The 17,803-nt window shown below is 39.2% G+C and carries 13 protein-coding genes; 9 read left to right on the top strand and 4 right to left on the bottom strand.

Annotated features, from left to right (window positions below):
• The first annotated feature begins 112 nt into the window (after nt 1–112).
• From WFN33_RS08595 to WFN33_RS08605, 3 genes are all read left to right on the top strand, one after another.
• Complete coding sequence (locus WFN33_RS08595) at nt 113–733, top strand: TetR/AcrR family transcriptional regulator (protein ID WP_336952564.1); 621 nt, start codon at nt 113–115, stop codon at nt 731–733.
• Between the two features lie 226 nt (nt 734–959).
• Nucleotides 960–3,650 (top strand): phosphoenolpyruvate carboxylase, encoded by a 2,691-nt coding sequence (gene ppc / locus WFN33_RS08600; RefSeq protein ID WP_336952565.1) that lies wholly within the window; start codon nt 960–962, stop codon nt 3,648–3,650.
• A gap of 331 nt (nt 3,651–3,981) precedes the next feature.
• Nucleotides 3,982–5,283 carry a solute carrier family 23 protein gene (locus WFN33_RS08605; RefSeq protein WP_336952566.1) on the top strand — a complete coding sequence of 434 codons (1,302 nt, stop codon included), beginning with the start codon at nt 3,982–3,984 and terminating at the stop codon, nt 5,281–5,283.
• 49 nt (nt 5,284–5,332) lie between these two features.
• Here the strand turns inward: WFN33_RS08605 and WFN33_RS08610 are convergent, their stop codons facing one another.
• Complete coding sequence (locus WFN33_RS08610) at nt 5,333–6,049, bottom strand: nucleotidyltransferase domain-containing protein (protein ID WP_336952567.1); 717 nt, start codon at nt 6,047–6,049, stop codon at nt 5,333–5,335.
• A 182-nt stretch (nt 6,050–6,231) separates the two neighbouring features.
• Nucleotides 6,232–7,362 (bottom strand): TDT family transporter, encoded by a 1,131-nt coding sequence (locus WFN33_RS08615; RefSeq protein ID WP_336952568.1) that lies wholly within the window; start codon nt 7,360–7,362, stop codon nt 6,232–6,234.
• Nucleotides 7,363–7,569: 207 nt separating this feature from the next.
• Between WFN33_RS08615 and ribF the strand changes: the two genes are divergently transcribed.
• The 4 genes from ribF (at nt 7,570) to WFN33_RS08635 (ending at nt 12,483) form a co-directional block, all read left to right on the top strand.
• Entirely contained in the window at nt 7,570–8,571 is a 1,002-nt protein-coding gene (ribF, locus tag WFN33_RS08620; RefSeq protein ID WP_336952569.1) for a riboflavin biosynthesis protein RibF, read from the top strand.
• 61 nt (nt 8,572–8,632) lie between these two features.
• Entirely contained in the window at nt 8,633–11,473 is a 2,841-nt protein-coding gene (gene ileS, locus WFN33_RS08625; RefSeq protein ID WP_004718871.1) for an isoleucine--tRNA ligase, read from the top strand.
• On the top strand, nt 11,466–12,005 hold the full coding sequence (lspA, locus tag WFN33_RS08630; protein ID WP_004718873.1) for a signal peptidase II: 540 nt from the start codon (nt 11,466–11,468) through the stop codon (nt 12,003–12,005). Before ileS ends, lspA begins: the two co-directional genes overlap by 8 nt.
• Nucleotides 11,998–12,483, top strand: a complete 486-nt coding sequence (locus WFN33_RS08635) for an FKBP-type peptidyl-prolyl cis-trans isomerase (RefSeq protein WP_004818226.1) — start codon at nt 11,998–12,000, stop codon at nt 12,481–12,483. The genes lspA and WFN33_RS08635 overlap by 8 nt, the downstream gene beginning before the upstream one ends.
• 72 nt (nt 12,484–12,555) lie before the next feature.
• On the opposite strand, the gene WFN33_RS08640 is transcribed toward WFN33_RS08635, so the two are convergent.
• On the bottom strand, nt 12,556–13,245 hold the full coding sequence (locus WFN33_RS08640) for an aspartate/glutamate racemase family protein (RefSeq protein WP_336952570.1): 690 nt from the start codon (nt 13,243–13,245) through the stop codon (nt 12,556–12,558).
• A gap of 320 nt (nt 13,246–13,565) precedes the next feature.
• Here WFN33_RS08640 and WFN33_RS08645 point away from each other — a divergent pair, with 320 nt between their 5' ends.
• Nucleotides 13,566–14,471, top strand: coding sequence for a LysR family transcriptional regulator (locus tag WFN33_RS08645; protein ID WP_336952602.1), 906 nt, complete (start codon nt 13,566–13,568; stop codon nt 14,469–14,471).
• A 460-nt stretch (nt 14,472–14,931) separates the two neighbouring features.
• Here the strand turns inward: WFN33_RS08645 and WFN33_RS08650 are convergent, their stop codons facing one another.
• Nucleotides 14,932–15,675 (bottom strand): sulfite exporter TauE/SafE family protein, encoded by a 744-nt coding sequence (locus tag WFN33_RS08650; protein WP_336952571.1) that lies wholly within the window; start codon nt 15,673–15,675, stop codon nt 14,932–14,934.
• Nucleotides 15,676–15,883: 208 nt separating this feature from the next.
• Between WFN33_RS08650 and WFN33_RS08655 the strand changes: the two genes are divergently transcribed.
• Complete coding sequence (locus tag WFN33_RS08655; protein ID WP_336952572.1) at nt 15,884–17,281, top strand: glutamine synthetase family protein; 1,398 nt, start codon at nt 15,884–15,886, stop codon at nt 17,279–17,281.
• Nucleotides 17,282–17,803 lie beyond the last annotated feature (522 nt).

Genomic DNA, 17,803 nt, shown 5'->3' on the forward strand with positions numbered 1-17,803 from the left:
GCAAAATAGAATGAGTATATTTATTTGCTCATTTTTTAATTAATATACTGCATGGTACAGTAATTGTGAATTGTGTATAGAGTAATTAACCTATTTTTTTTTGGAAATTATTGTGCAAACAACCGCTGGACGTCCAAAGGACTTAGAAAAACGGAAACACATTTTGGAAGCCGCCAAAAAGCTATTTCTAAAATTGGGTTATCATGGTTCAAGCATGAACCAAATTGCCAAAGAAGCTGGCGTCACAAAGCTGACGGTATATAACCATTTTCAAGATAAAGAAACTTTATTTTGCTGTGCCATTGAAGCAACCTGTGAAGCATCTATTGATGCTCGACCATTACGACTTAATGTTCAAAGTGATTTTTATGCGCATTTTTTTCAGGCATGCGAATTGGCACTCACTGTTATTAGCTTACCTGAAGCCATTAAACTCGAGCATTTGTTGTTAGAACTTGCCGCAGAGAAAAATCCTTTGGCTTTACAGTTTTATAATTCTTCCCATCAAAGAATGTGTGCAGTCTGGCAAGATTTTTTCCAACAAGCAGGCACACTTAAATTTATTCAAGCAGATGACATTGAAAAACAAATTAATCTAATTCTGTCATTATTATTGGGTGTTCGACACCACGAGGTCTTATTGGGGATTCGCCAAATTCCTACGGAAGATGAAAAACAGCAAATCATCGCCGAAAGTATTGATTTATTTATGCTGAAATATAAACCCAACTAAAATTATTTAAAAACAAAATAATGCCCAATTCTTGTTTAAGGCATACTCAATGCATATCGCATAGGCTTGTTGATATAAAAAGGGCAAAAAATAAAGCTAAATATCCAAATTAAAATTAAGTCAAAGTCGACTTCTTGCACAGTCATTTACATACTTTTGTAGGGAGTCACTTGGATTGTGGTGGAATCACGTTATATTCGAGATAACAAGAACTGGAGAGTAACAAATGGTTCAACAAATTGATGCTCCGCTGCGTGAAGATGTACGCTTACTCGGAAACCTTTTAGGCGAAACGCTAAAAGAACATGCAGGACAAGATTTGTTTAATCAAATTGAACAAATTCGGGCTTTAGGTAAAGGCGCTCGAGATGGTCAAATTGAAGCAGAAAAACAACTTGAACAATTATTTTTAAATTTAAAAGATGATGAAATTCTGCCACTCACCCGCGCCTTTTCACACTTTCTAAATTTTGCCAATATTGCTGAACAATATCACGTTGTACGCAGTCGTCGTCAAAGTGAGTGCGATGAAAATTCACCATCACCCAATGTGCTGGATCATTTATTTAGCAAGTTTAAAGATCAGCAAATTTCAACAGAAACGCTCTATAAACAAATTTGTGAATTAAAAATTGAGTTGGTCCTCACGGCGCATCCAACTGAAGTTAGTCGTCGTACTTTAATCCAAAAATATGATGGCATTAATCATTGCCTGTCTACTTTTGATCAGCAAAAACTGACACCTAAGCAACGTGCAGATGTGTTGACTGATTTAAAACAATTGATCTGTTCCGCATGGCAAACTGACGAAATCCGTCAACACCGCCCAACTCCGATAGATGAAGCAAAATGGGGCTTTACCACGATTGAACAGACCTTATGGAATGCAGTTCCAAAATTCATACGTGAATTGGATGACCTCGTTCAGGACAATTGTGCACAGGCCTTGCCTTTAGATATTTCTCCAATTCGTTTTGCATCTTGGATGGGGGGTGACCGTGATGGTAACCCAAATGTTACGCATAACATTACTCAAGAAGTTTTGTGGTTGTCGCGCTGGAAAGCGGCTGACCTTTATGTGCGTGATATTGAAGATCTTCGTTGGGAACTCTCGATTGAAGCCTATTCCAATGAGCTACTTCAAGCTTTGGGTTATAGCCATCCTGAACCTTACCGCGAATATTTGCGTGCGACCCGTGAACGTCTCAAAGCAACTCGTCAATGGTTAGCAGATAAATTACGTGGTCAACATTCTGATGTAGATCGCAGTTTAATCATTCGCCATAAAGATGAATTATTACAACCATTACTGCTCTGCTATCGCTCACTGATGGCATGTAATTTACCTGAGATTGCCAATGGTAAATTGCTCGACTTTATTTATCGGGTAAATTGTTTTGGCATTGAATTACTTAAACTGGATATTCGTCAAGAGTCAGGTCGTCATCGCCAAGCCATCTCAGCAATTACTGAATATCTTGGTTTAGGCAATTTTGAGACATGGACAGAACAAGCTCGCCAAAATTTCTTATTACAAGAATTACAAAGCAAACGCCCGTTATTGCCTAAACATTTAAATGAACCATCAGGTAGTCTGATTGAAAATCTTGATGTTCAAGAAGTCTTTGCAACCATGCGTACTTTGGCTGAACAACCCAAAGAAAGCTTGGGCGCTTATATCATTTCAATGGCTGAATATCCGAGTGATGTTTTGGCGGTACTATTACTCCAAAAAGAAGCAGGAATTGAACACCCACTACGCGTTGTTCCTTTATTTGAAACCTTGAAAGACTTAGATGGTGCTGCAAGTACCATGAGTACCCTGTTCAATATGCACTGGTATAAACAACATATTCAAGGCAAACATGAAGTCATGATTGGTTATTCGGACTCTGCCAAAGATGCTGGCTTTATGTCAGCAAACTGGGCCCAGTATCGTGCGCAAGAAGAGTTGACCGCAATTGCCAAACAGCATGGCGTTCAATTGACCTTGTTCCACGGCCGTGGCGGTTCAATCAGTCGTGGTGGTGCACCAACTCAACAAGCATTATTTTCTCAACCACCGGGCTCAATTTCAGGTGCAATTCGTGTGACTGAACAAGGTGAAATGATTCGCTTTAAGTTTGGTCTAGAAGAAATTGCCTTACAAAATTTGGAAATTTATGCTGCTGCAACCTTAGAAGCAACATTATTACCACCACCTATTCCCAAACAAGCTTGGCGAGATTTAATGCACAGTATGACAGATTTATCTGTTCAGGTTTATCGTCAGACTGTGCGTGAAAACCCTCATTTTGTAAAATATTTACGTACTGTCACCCCTGAACTTGAGTTGCAAATGTTACCCCTCGGTTCACGCCCTGCAAAGCGTAAAGTCAGTGGTGGAATCGAATCTTTACGTGCTATTCCTTGGGTTTTTGCGTGGACACAAATCCGGTTAATGCTTCCTGCTTGGCTGGGTACTGGCGCAGCGATCAACCAAGTGATTGATCAAGGCCAAAAAGCAGTATTAGATGAAATGTTAACAGAATGGCCTTATTTCCAAACTTTAATTGATATGTTGGAAATGGTGCTATCTAAAGCCGACTCAAATATTGCACTGTATTATGAATCTCACCTTACCGATGATGAAGATTTAAAAGTACTTGGTGCAGAATTACGTCAACGCTTACATGATGCCGTACAAACGCTCTTGGCAATGAAAGGTGAGTCGGAACTTTTAAGTTCCAATGATGTGCTTGATCAAGCCATGAAAGTACGTAAGCCGTATTTACTGCCCTTACATTTATTACAAGCCGAATTAATGAAACGTCGACGTGCATATTTGGCTGACTGTCATGCAGAACATACCCCGGTAGATCATGCACTGATGGTCAGTATTGCTGGGATTGCGGCAGGTTTACGTAATACGGGTTAAGCCACCCTATAAAAATTATCTTAATTCTAAAGCGAGGAGAATGTGATCTGTCATTCTCCTCTCCTTTTAAAAAACGCGAAACTTTTCACATATTATAAAGCAGCAATAACTTTTTTTGACCAATCGCAAAATCGGATTTTTTTTAAATTTTTACACACAATTTTTTTTAATACTTTGATTTTACGCACTAACATTATTTAATTATTTGACCAAATGGTACAAAACACCAATTTTCCCTAATAAATGCAAATGCTTAGTTTGACTAAAATGATTAAAACTCTCGAAAAGAAAGCGTATGATGTGTCCAATTTGTTTTTTGAGTGCTCAATTTATGTCCAACTGGTTTCCCAAATGGCGTCCTTATTCTGGCAGCATTGATGCAAGACCTGTCGGTACCAATGAGTATTTACCGCCTGCGCAAAGTGTCGTTTTAGGGATTCAACATGCATTTGCTATGTTTGGTGCAACGGTACTCGCCCCCTTTTTAATGGGCTTTGACCCAAACCTTGCCATTTTAATGTCAGGAATTTGTACCATCTTATTCTTTATTGTTACGGGTGGTCGTGTTCCAAGTTACCTAGGTTCAAGCTTTGCCTTTATTGGAGTAGTAATTGCTGCAACTGGCTATGCTGCATCAGGTACAGGTACGCCAAACGCAAATTTAGCTATTGCAGCTGGTGGGATCATGGCATGTGGTGTGTTGTATGCAATGTTTGGCTTGCTCGTGATGGCAACGGGGACCAAATGGATTGAAAAACTCATGCCACCAGTAGTGACTGGTGCAGTGGTAATGATCATTGGTCTAAACCTCGCACCTGTTACGGTGAAAGGTGTCGCTGGTAATGACTTTAATATGTGGATGGCATTGGTCACTGTACTCTGTATGGGTTCAATTGCTGTATTCACAAAAGGTCTATTACAACGCTTATTGCTTTTGGTCGGGTTGTTATTGGCTTATTTGATCTATTTCATTGTTGCAAACGTAATGGGAAATGGAACGCCGATTAATTTCACGCCTATTCAACAAGCTGCATGGTTTGGTACGCCCACTTTCCATTCACCTGTTTTTGATATCAATGCAATGTTAATTATTGCTCCGATTGCTTTAATTCTGGTGGCAGAAAACTTAGGCCATATCAAAGCAGTCAGTGCAATGACTGGCGAAAACCTAGATCCACAAATTGGTAAAGCTTTTGTTGCAGATGGTATTGCAACCACGCTTTCTGGTGGTGTCGGTGCACCTGGTATGACCACCTATGGTGAGAATATTGGTGTAATGGCCGTTACTCGTGTTTATTCTACGATTGTTTTTGTCATTGCTGGTATTTTTGCAATTTTCTTAGGGTTTTCACCTAAATTTGGCGCAGTGATTCATACCATTCCAACAGCGATTTTAACAGGTGCTTCAATCGTGGTCTTTGGTTTAATTACCATTGCGGGTGCGAAGATTTGGATTGAAAATAAAGTCGATTTTTCTCAAAATAAAAACTTGATGGTTGCCGCAGTAACAATCATTTTAGGAACAGGTGACTTTGCCCTTCAATTTGGTGATTTCAACTTGGGTGGTATTGGTACTGCAACGTTTGCAGCATTGATACTCAACTGGTTCTTTAGCTTAAAAGATAAATCATAATTATAAATTTAACCTATTTTAAGCAGCCAAAAGGCTGCTTTTTTTATTTTTATATAATGTGAGCATCTATCCACAAATAAACGCTTTTTATTTCTTGGATAGAGGTCTCACTTGGTACATTTGGATGATCAAGTTCGTTTAACAAGTATTGAAACACTGCTTTTTGTTCAGGATATACATCTATCGTTTGTGCGACAGTATCATTTAAATGGCATGGCCATCCTTTTATATTGTCCAATGTCAAAGGAAGCAGTCGTATTATCCGTTTAATTAAAGATTTCTTAAGGCTGATTAATTCTTTTGCTGTTTTATCAGATGCCTCTAATATGCGTAAATAACCTTGTATATCTGTATCATAACCACTATTTATCGCCTTAATTACCTCGCGATTAATCTGAACATCGTTAAAAAGCGCAGATAAATCTTCTCCATAAATATGCTGACAAAAGAATTTGATCCATGCTCCCCAACTTTGTAGGGAATGCTTATTTAAAACCTCATCTAGAAAACCAATATCGATATCAACTTTAGGTAGAAATGGGTGTAAAACCTTAAGATTTATGCTTATTTCAGCAATCTTTTCATTTAAATTTTTTGGTTTATTTTTAAAAACAACACATAGGTCTAAATCTGACTGACCGATAATTGCAATGCCTTGAGCAACACTGCCATAAACATAGATGCTATGTAAATCTTCTACAAAGCTGCGACTAAAATGGTTAATCACATTTTCTAGCACAGGTTCAAATGCTTTTTGAATCCTCATTGATTGTAATATTCATCCACTTTTAAATTTTCTCAAACCAACATCATACTGCTTATATAGCATTTATTTTGTATTTCAATATTAAAAAAGCCCAACTGTAATCAATAGACAATTGGGTTTGGACGCTTTTTCCATCGATTCTTAATGATTATTTTTATAGACTGATCAACAACATTTTCTGTTTATTCACGTTCTAAAAAAGTCTTTAAACAAGGAGAGAAAAACAGATTCCCTTGATACATTCCCTGCAAAGTTTTGCTCATCACCATCACCCACAACATCATCAAAATTGCAGCAAATGCTAAGCCTGTATCTACAATAAAACTGAGATGTAATTGGTGACCTAAACTCAATATTGCCAAAGTAAATACACCCAGTGGGAAAGTTAGCCCCCACCAACCGAGATTAAATGGTAGCTCAGTTGCCGCATGTTTGAGTGTGGTTAGAACTGCGATTGCGACCCACCACACACCAAAGCCCAGCAAAATAAAACTTGCCACGATCCCAGCATTTTGAAAGAACACACCTAAATTTTCTAACTGAATCAATGCCAAAACCTCAGGAGCCTGAGCACCTAGAATCAAGAGTGCCAACGCACCTGTACCAATTGGCCCTAAAGCTAACCAGCTGGTAATTGCCAACTCTTTGCTCGGCAATTGATGTACAGCCAAACGTAACATTAGAATGGTGAGAATCCCAAAAGCAGGCAATACAGACATCCCCCACAGCATGTAACTGGTGAATAAAATACCCACCGCCTGTTGACTAACATGCGTATGCGCTAAAAGTAAACCGCCTGAAGTTGCTGCAACTTCACAGGCCACAATCGGCAATAACCACATTGCAGTCATTGTATGCAATTGATGATCTTGTTTGTGGAACATACAAAACGGTACCAGCACCCCGATACTCACCGCTAAAACCACATCGACATACCACAACAACTGCGCAATTTGGAACGCAACATCACCATAAATGGGTATGCCATATTTTAAAAAGCCATTTAATACCGTTGCCAACCCCATTGGAATTGCACCTAAAAAGAGTGCCATTGCGGGATGGGAAAAAATCTGCTTCGCTTCTTGAGGATAGATGAGCCAGCGTAGAACATACAGTATGATAAATACAGTAAACAGTAGCGTGTTAAACTGCCACAAAATAGTTGCCAGCTGCCATAAAAAATCAGATGCAAACGGAAATTCAGGCAAGATCAGTGCAACAACCCCTGTTCCCATGGTCATGGTGAACCAGTTTGGCGTAAACTGTCGAATCACATCACCTGTTTGTTCAAGTTGGTAAAATGGCTTTTTCATCGCTTCATCCTCATTTCAGCAGATAAATTGATTATAAAAGCATCTTTTAATAAATAAAATTGATTTAATTTCATAAAATTAATCAATTTTACTGATATAAAAGTATTCTCAGTCATTTTTTTCTGGATAAAAACACAACAACAAAGACGAAACTGTGAGATTATGGCAATATATAGTCCTTTCAAATTTTAAGCTTATTTTGAAACCATGCAGCTGTTACGTCTAAATGCCTTAGCACCAAATTTTCAATTGCCCCAAACCGCTGTGACGATTGGCAATTTTGATGGTGTCCATTTGGGACATCAGGCGATGGTTTCTCAACTCAAAGAAGTGGCTAAAGCCCAAAATTTAAAAACCTTGGTGATGATTTTTGAGCCGCAACCTTTAGAGTTTTTCAAAGGTTATGAAGCACCACCACGGATTTCATCACTCAGAGAAAAAGTAGAATATTTATCTGAATTGGGTGTCGATTATATTGCTATCGCTAAATTTGATAATCAATTCCGTAGCTTAAGTGCAGAAAACTTTGCAAGCCTGTTAAAAAGCAAACTCAATGCGCAAAGTTTGATCTTAGGTGATGATTTTCACTTCGGCAAAGACCGTCAAGGCAATAGTGAATTTTTAAAACAATATGGTTTTGATGTCACCAATCTCAATACCATTGAATTTAATGGCGAACGTGTCAGTTCAACCCGTATTCGCCAAGTTCTCCAAGCGGGTGACTTATCACTTGCAGCAAAATTATTGGGTCGTCCATACAGCATGATTGGTCGTGTGCAATATGGTGATCAAATTGGTCGTACTTTGAATTTTCCAACCATCAATGTTCGACTTGGCCGTCATAAACCTTGTTTAAGTGGTATTTATGCCGTCGATGTTATTTGCGAAAGCACCTCATTGACCCAGAAAGTCAAAGCTGAGAACCCCGATAAAATCGGTATTGCTAGTTATCAAACAGATGCGTTATTTGGTGCGGGCCATGTGGGAACACGCCCTGCAATCAAACAAGAACATCCAGAATGGCGATTAGAAGTACATTTTCCAAATGTTTCTGCTAATCTGTATGGTCTGTTAATGCGGGTCACTTTCCTCGACTATTTACATGGTGAATTAAATTACCCATCACTTGAAGCGCTTCAGGCGGGAATTGATGATGATGTCGAGCGTTTGCTTGAGTTTCGCAAAAACACCCCCAAATTTCCTTTTTAACTTAAACTTTTATTGTAAAACGCGTCAGCAATGGTGCTGATAATATTGGATGACAACTTGCATGAGCGATAAGCAAACTTCTGAAAATGCAGTGGATTATAAAGCCACGCTAAACCTACCAGGTACTGAATTTGCAATGAAAGCAAATCTCGCAGTACGTGAAGCAAAATGGTTAGAAGAGTGGTATGCCGACAACATTTATCAGCAGATTCGTGCTTCGCGTATTGGCAAGAAAAAATATATTCTGCATGACGGTCCTCCATATGCAAATGGTTCATTGCATTTAGGTCATGTCGTCAATAAAGTTTTAAAAGACATTATTGTTAAAAGTCGCACTTTAGATGATTTTGACGCACCTTATGTTCCAGGTTGGGACTGTCATGGTCTACCAATCGAGCTCAAAGTCGAAGAAAAAATCGGTAAAGTTGGCGTAAAAGTTGACGCATCGACTTTCCGTAAAGCCTGCCGTGAATATGCATATACCCAAGTCGAATTACAGAAAAAAGACTTTGTTCGTATGGGCGTGTTTGGAGATTGGGATAATCCATATCTCACCATGAACTTCAAACAAGAAGCAGATATTGTTCGCGCGCTCGGTGAAATTGCCAAAGCAGGCCATATCGAACCTGGTCTAAAACCAGTGAACTGGTGTATGGATTGTGGATCATCACTTGCTGAAGCAGAAGTGGAATATGAAGATAAAAAATCTGATGCAATTGATGTGGGTTTCGGTGTTGTAGATCTTGCTGATTTGTCTGCAAAAGTGGGTGTCAGCGTTAGTAATCCAACAGATATCGTGATTTGGACAACGACACCGTGGACATTACCCGCGAACCAAGCAGTTGCCTTACATGCAGATATTGCCTATCAATTGGTGGAAGTTCAGTCTGAGCGTGGCACACAAAACTTAATCTTAGCCAAAGATTTAGTTGAATCTGCATGTGAACGTTACAAACTTGAACAACCAAAAGTATTGGCTGACTTTGTTGGTGCGACGCTCGAAAACTTACAATTACAACATCCATTGATTGTAGATCGTCAAGTACCTGTAATTTTAGGTGAACATGTCATCGCAACCAGTGGTACAGGTGCTGTGCATACTGCACCTGGACATGGTGTGGACGATTATAAAGTTGGCTTAATCTATAACTTAAAAGTAGAAAACCCTGTAAGTGGTAATGGTGTATATTTACCGACTGCGCCTCTTTTTGCAGGCGAGCACATTTATAAAGCCAATCCAAAAATTATTGAAGCATTAACAGATGCTGGCAAACTCTGGGCGCATCTGCCAATTAAGCACAGTTACCCACATTGCTGGCGTCATAAAACACCAATCATCTTCCGTGCAACCCCACAGTGGTTTATCAGCATGGATGCGAATGGGTTACGCCAAGATGCTTTAAATGCGATTGAAAATGACATCGACTTTGTCCCTGATTGGGGTAAAAACCGTATCAAGTCAATGATTGAAGGCCGCCCAGACTGGTGTATCTCTCGTCAACGGACTTGGGGTGTGCCGATTCCATTCTTTGTACATAAAGACACCAATGAATTGCATCCTCGTACCGCAGAGCTCATTGAAGATGTGGCGAAGCTCATCGAAAAAGAAGGCATTGATGGTTGGTATAACCGTGAAGCCAAAGCATTTATCGGTGATGATGCTGAACAGTACAATGCTGTTCGTGACACACTCGATGTATGGTTTGACTCAGGTACAACGCACTATGCAGTATTGCGTGAACGTGCAGAACTGCAAGATCCTGCTGATTTATATCTTGAAGGTTCTGACCAACATCGTGGTTGGTTCCAGTCTTCATTGCTCACGTCGATTGCGATCCATAAACGCGCACCTTATAAAGCCCTGCTTACGCATGGTTTTACCGTGGATGAAAAAGGTCGTAAATTATCGAAATCATTGGGTAACTTTATCCCACTTGAAGACATCATTAAGCAGTTAGGTGCTGATGGTTTACGTTTATATGTTGCATCAAGCGATTATCGTTATGAAATTGCCGCAAGTAACGAAATTTTTAGCCGTGTAAGTGACAGCTATCGTCGTATTCGTAATACTTTACGTTTCTTATTGGCAAACTTGAATGGCTTTAAACCATCAACAGATGCGTTACCTGTAGATCAATTGATTGCATTGGATCAATACATCTTACAACGTGCAGCAGACGTACAGAAAACCATTCAACAAGCTTATGAAGATATGAACTTCCATGTCGTCACCAATGCTTTGACCAGTTTCTGTATCAATGATTTGGGTGGTTTCTACTTAGACATCATCAAAGACCGCCAATACACGACTAAAGCAGACTCCACAGCACGTCATTCTGCTCAAACTGCGTTGTATCATTTGGTTCAAGCCTTTGTTCGTTGGATGAGCCCTATCTTGAGCTTTACAGCACAAGAAGCGTGGCCATTGATTCCAGAACAAACTGAAAAATATGTATTTACAGCGCATTGGTATGATATTCCAGTGGCATCAAGCACCAACTTGATCTCTGAAGCGGATTGGCAAACCTTAATTGAAGTCAAATCTGCGGTTAATAAACAGATTGAGACAGCGCGTAATGCTAAATTGGTTGGTAGTAACCTGTCTGCTAAAGTTGAACTTTGGGCAAATACAGACCTACAAAACGTCTTGAAGCAATTGGGCGATGAGCTTCGTTTTGTCTTGATCACCTCTCAAGCGATTGTTTATGACTATGCTGAGCAAGGTGAAGCAACAGAACTTGAAGGCCTACGCGTTAAAGTTTCTGCTGCGGAAGGCGAAAAATGTGCACGTTGCTGGCATGTCCTTCCAGATGTGAATACACATCATGCACATCCAGGGCTTTGTTCTCGTTGTATTATTAACCTTCCTACAGGTCAAGGCGAAGAGAGAAAATATGCCTAATCCGCAAAATAAAAAGGGTTTATTGCAGTTTTATCCGCATAATTTGATGTGGCTTGGACTTTCTGTCCTTGCCATTATCATTGACCAATGGACAAAAAACATTGCAAGTGCAGAGCTGACTTATGCACAGCCTGTACCTGTATTGCCCTTCTTAAATTGGACATTACTGCATAATTACGGCGCAGCATTTAGCTTCTTGTCTGATGCGGGCGGTTGGCAGCATTATTTATTCACAGGTCTTGCCGGCGTTGTATCGATCATTTTTATTTTTTGGCTTATGCGTATGCCAAAAACCACGCTGATCTTACCTGCCGCAATCGCATTAATTCTTGGTGGCGCATTGGGAAATTTAATTGATCGGGTAACATTAGGTTATGTGGTCGATTTTATTCATTTGCATTATCAAGGCAGTAGTTTCCCTGCATTCAACATTGCCGATAGTGCGATCACTCTCGGTACGATTTTATTGTTAATTGATACCTTCTTTTTAGAAAAGCATCGTATTCAACGTGCGGAAGCGCAAAATGACTGAACAAATGATTAACCCCAATGACGAAACGCGTGTTGCGGATGGCTCAAAAGTAGAACTGCATTTTTCTGTTGCCATCGAAAGTGGTGTTGAAATTGATAACACACGTAGCCGTGAAGAGCCTGTAAGCTTAGTGATCGGGGATGGCAGTTTATTGCCAGGTTTTGAAAAAGCCTTATTTGGTCTTCGTGCAGGTGACCGTCGTACTGTTAGTCTTCCACCAGAAGATGCCTTCGGTCCGTGGAATTCTGAAAATGTGCAAAAATTCGATACAGTAAAATTCGAACAACGTCCTGTTGAAGGCCACATGATTGAGTTTGAAGACAAAGCCAAACAAAGTCTATTTGGTGTGGTTAAAACTGTCGGTGAAGATATCACTGAAGTGGATTTCAACCACCCACTCGCAGGTAAAAATATCACGTTTGAAGTAGAAATCTTCAAAGTTACCCCTGCGGGTCAACAAGGTGTGAAAATTATGTAAGCCTTTGCTTATATAATATTTAAAGCTCCTTCGGGAGCTTTTTTATTGATACAAATACCCGCTTTAAAAAGGTCAAGACAAAGCAAAATCCACAGCAGCTTGCACATGGATCGACGTTGTATCAAACAGCGGAACAGAAAACTGAGTATCTCCAATGAGCATGCAAATTTCTGTACATCCCAAAATAATGCCTTCAGCACCCTCTAATATTAGCTGTTCAACAATATGGATGTATTTCTGACGAGATTCTTCCTTGATCACACCTAAACACAATTCATCATAAATAATATTATGAACCATCTGTCGATGCGCTTGGTTAGGCACCAGTACATTGATGCCTTGTTGTTCTAACCGACGCTTATAGAAGTCCTGTTCCATGGTAAATTGAGTACCTAACAAACCGACTTTGCCAATGTTCTGATTTAAAACTTGTTTTGCTGTTGCATCAGCAATATGAATAAATGGAACTGAGACCGAGCTTTCAATAGCAGAAGCAACTTTATGCATAGTATTGGTACACAGTAAGATCCCTTCTGCCCCTGCTTTCTCCAACTGAATAGCCTTCTCTGTTAAATACAGTGCTGCATCGTCCCATAAGCCTTGACGCTGTAATATTTCTATCTCAGCAAAATCAACACTGATTAAAACAATTTTTGCAGAGTGTAATTTTCCTAATTTTTGTTGAACGCTTTTATTCAGCTGTTGATAGTACAAGTCTGTAGATTCCCAACTCATTCCGCCTAATAAACCAATCGTTTTCACTTTTTTGCTCGCTTAGAATTCTCATCTTTTCTAGGGTGTTTTGATAGTTCATCAATGGTTTGCGTTGTAGACTCAAATTGAGCAAGTCAGGCATATGATCAATATCAATCAAGTTACTTTTGTTTCAAGCCCATATATTTTCCAATACAATCGCTTAAAATATCCTGTGACTATCGTACGATATCGTCGTGATCAAGCCTTCATTCATAGTTTCAATTTAAATCTCGTCCTACTTACCGCTGAAACAATCTACACGATATCGCATATTTGTATGATTATTCAGCTATACTTTGATCTCATTTCAGCTCTTTATGATTCGCATGCGCCTAGACTTCTTCGATTTGCAACTGTTTATCAATATCGTGGACACAGGAAGCCTCACCAAAGGCGCAGAACGCTCGTCGATTTCACTACAGGCAGCCAGTGAACGTATTAAAAAACTCGAACAACAATATGCCACAAGCCTTTTTACCCGCCATGCCTCTGGGGTCAAACTCACAATTGCAGGTCAAACTTTTGCAGAACAGGCTTTACGTCTAATACAACAAAGTAAACAGCTTGAACAAGCGATGTCACCCTTCGCAAAAGGTCTAAGCACACAGATGACTTTGTGGTGTAATTCATCTGCACAAAGTGAATATCTGCCCTTATTACTTCCTCAGTATTTAGTTGAAAACCCACATATTCAGATTGATCTACAGGAAGCAGAAAGTAATGAAATTATTCAGACCCTTGAAAAAGGCAATGCAAAACTCGGCTTAATTTCGAGCTTTTTTAATGCACATCAATTACAGACTTTAACCTTTTCAGATGATCCGTTAGTGCTGATTTGTCCATCAAATCATGAATTAAGCCAGCGAACAGAGCTCAGACTGGTCGATACTCTGAACTATGCCTTTGTGGGTTTAATGCAATATCACTCTCTACAGCAGTCGATTGAAAACCAAGCCAAATTGCTTAATTGTGCAATTCAGTATCGTTTAAGATTGCCAAATTTTGCTGCGATCGCTCAAGTGGTTGCAAGTGGTGTCGGCATTGCCATTATGCCCAAACGGGCAGCAATGCGACTCAATCAACTCTATGCATTTGATCAAATTGAGCTGGTCGGTGAATGGGCAAAACGTCAACTACAATTGGCTGCTCAAAACTTTGATGAGCTTCCAACAGCATATCAACACTTTGCCCAATTTTTAATTTCACAAAAATCGAAACTGATTTTAGTTTAAATAATCTGAATTCGATATAAAATTCTTGATGAAATATGATACTCGGAAACGTCATCCGTAACTGTCTGAGGCAGGATCTCATACAGAAAGTATTGTTTCTGCGATTCATTGAATACATTGCTGGTGGTAGACGAATTTTGCGGTGAGCAGCGATGTGGCTAAGCAAGATGGTACCCTTGTGGAGCTTAGCTCCACATGTCGAAAAAAAATTTGGGCGAGCCGCAGGCTGATCCTGAAATTGAATGACAGTTCAGTAAGACTCCATCAAGATCATTGTTTTTCAATATATTAAAGATATCTTTAAGTCAAACTCACGTTAAAGACTTAAGCACCACGCTGATATTCATTTTTAAAATTAACGGAATCATTATCATCTACTTTAATTTTTTCAGTGTACCCAATATGGTCATAGCTTCACCTTTGCAGACAGAGCCATTAAACGACCATTTAAGTCCACGAATTAGATCACGCCAAATTGATGCAATACTGAATATAAGCCAAAAATCACCAAGCCACAGAAGAAAACTTTACGAAATTTTTGCTCTGGAATACGGTAACGGATTTTTGTTCCCACCCACATTCCCATTAATGCGGGTACCAAGGCAATAAGAGATAACTGATAATCAATTGGCGTATCTTCAACAGGGTTTTGATGTAAGAAAACAGCAAGGCACAGGGTTGAAACGGTAAAAGCTAAACCTAAAGACTGAACCAAATCATCACGCTTTAACTGCAAAGATTGTAAATAAGGGACCACAGGAATCACCACCACTCCCGTGGCAACAGTTAAAGCACCGCCTAAATATCCAATGATTGGGGAAAGCCATTTTTCATGTGGTGCAAGATTTGGCATACGTTTGGAAAATAAACCATAGAGTCCATACAATGCTAGCATTCCCCCCAGTAATGCTTCACTATGAAAACCGCTACTAGAGTGGCCTAAAGTTGGGAAAATACTCCAAATTGAACCGATAATAATCCCCAATAATAAGGGATAAAAACGGCGAACCAACCGCCATACATGGCCTTCAGCAAACAATTGCCAAAAATTGGTCACCATAGATGGAATGATCAATAAAGTTGCGGCTTGAAATGGACTAATTACAAGGCTTAAAAGCCCCATTGAAACGGCAGGTAAGCCGAGACCAATTGTGCCTTTAATCATGCCTGCAATTGCAAATACACCAATTACAAATCCCATCATGTCGTTTTACCTCAATATTCTGAGGCAATGCTACGCCAAAGCTTTGCTTTGAAATATCACTGTTTTTAGGATATAGCCTCAAGCAATGATTGAGGCTTGATGTTGAGTATTTTGGCTAAGCGTCTAAGAAAAGAATTTACGATCATTTTACGTTACTCGAGTAAGCAAGCTTTCTATAATTTTTTTACCCTATTTGGATCTATTCACAATGAATATGTCACTTGCCAATTCTACAAAAATATTCCCCACAGCACTGATCTTAGAAAATCAGGGCATGTATGATTTTGACAAAGAAATCCAACAATATTTAGAACATTATCCAGAGACCCAGTTTATTGATATCTGCTTGCATGACCTCAATGGTCATCTACGTGGTAAGCGTATTGAAGTAAATGCCCTCCATCAATTGCAGAAAGGCTGTTACTTTCCGTTGTCTATTTATGCGATGAGTTTGGATGGTCAAGTGGTTGAAGAAAGTGGGCTTGGGAAATATATTGGTGAACCCGATCGATTATGTATGCCCGTCTTGGGCAGTCTAAAGCCTTGCGCAGATCAACCCAATCAGCACGCCCAGCTGCTATTAACCATGAAATCCGATGATGGTTCAGATTGTGTGATCGAGCCTCGCAATATATTAAAAAGAATTTTATCGACACTGCATCAAATGCACTATTTTCCAATGATGGCAGGTGAAATCGAATTTTATTTGTCTGAAAATGTCCAAGATGCCCCATTTTCTCCCCAATCGGATCCGCTTTCTACCCAATGTTTCGATGTCGATACCCCGCATAATTTTCAAACTGTCATTCAACAAATTGAATTAGAAGCAAAACGACAAGATATTGATTTAACAGGTGTTGTAGCTGAAAGTGCTTCTGGACAATTTGAATTGAATATTCAGCACAGTGACAACATTTTAAAACTGTGTGATGACATCATGAGTATTAAACGAATGATTCGTCAAATTGCGATGCAACATGGTTTAAAAGCCAGTTTTATGGCGAAACCAAATATGGCAAAAGCAGGCAGTGGCATGCACTTTCATATGAGCATGCGTAACCAATGGCAAGACAATCTTTTTAAAATAGACCAGTTGAAAAACCCAAACCCGATCATGCACAAAGTGATCGCGGGTTTACTCGACTTAATGCCCGCATCCATGGCTATTTTAGCACCCAATATTAACGCATTCCGCAGATTCCAGCTTGGCAATCATGTTCCACTCGAAGCCAATTGGGGCTTCAATAATCGTAACGTTGCCATTCGCATCCCCTGTTCAGATCAGGACAATCAACGCTTGGAATATCGTGTTGCGGGTGCAGACGTCAACCCTTATTTGTGTGTTGCAACTATTCTGACGGGTGTACTGCATGGGTTACATGCAGCAATGGATTTACCTCAATCAATCCAACCAGTAAAAGTGATCAACTCACAGCATTTCTTACCTTCTCATCAGCTTGAAGCACTACAATTATTTGAAAAAAATAAGGTTTTTAAGCAATATTTTGGTTCAGATTTTATGCAATTATGGTGTGCATGTAAAAAATTTGAATATCAATCTGTCATCAATAAAATCACAAATACAGAATTGGAATGGGGCATATAAAAGACTAATTCAAAAATGATAATGCCCAAATCAAAATATAGTCAACTTGTCAAAAAACGCATACACAAGAATATAATTTCTCTCAATAAATATCTTTAATTAAATCAACCAAATGGAGAAATAAATTGTTTGATTATAAAAGATTGTTCATTGCCACATTTTGCTTGGAAAGTTTGTGTAGGTGATGCCTAACTTTTTGTAGGGGATACCAAACCTTGTACTACAAACAAAGCCGTGCTTTATTTTTACTCATGTTGGATGAGAGGTACGTCCTGTACCTCCATCCAATGGCGACATCCATGTCGCCCCACGATCGGGTAATCATTTATTATTCAAAAGTACAAAAAACAAATTGCTAACCAATAGTTTCTAAGAGTTGATACAAGAACATAAGCTCATTTATGATCAATGACTTGATGCAAATGATTTATATGAATAATTAGGTGGTTTGGCTATAGTATGATGACCATAAATTAACAATGATCAATAAAAAATCCCTTTTATATAAAAGGGATTTTAAGT

The sequence above is a fragment of the Acinetobacter sp. AS167 genome (assembly GCF_037152175.1).
Taxonomy (GTDB): domain Bacteria; phylum Pseudomonadota; class Gammaproteobacteria; order Pseudomonadales; family Moraxellaceae; genus Acinetobacter.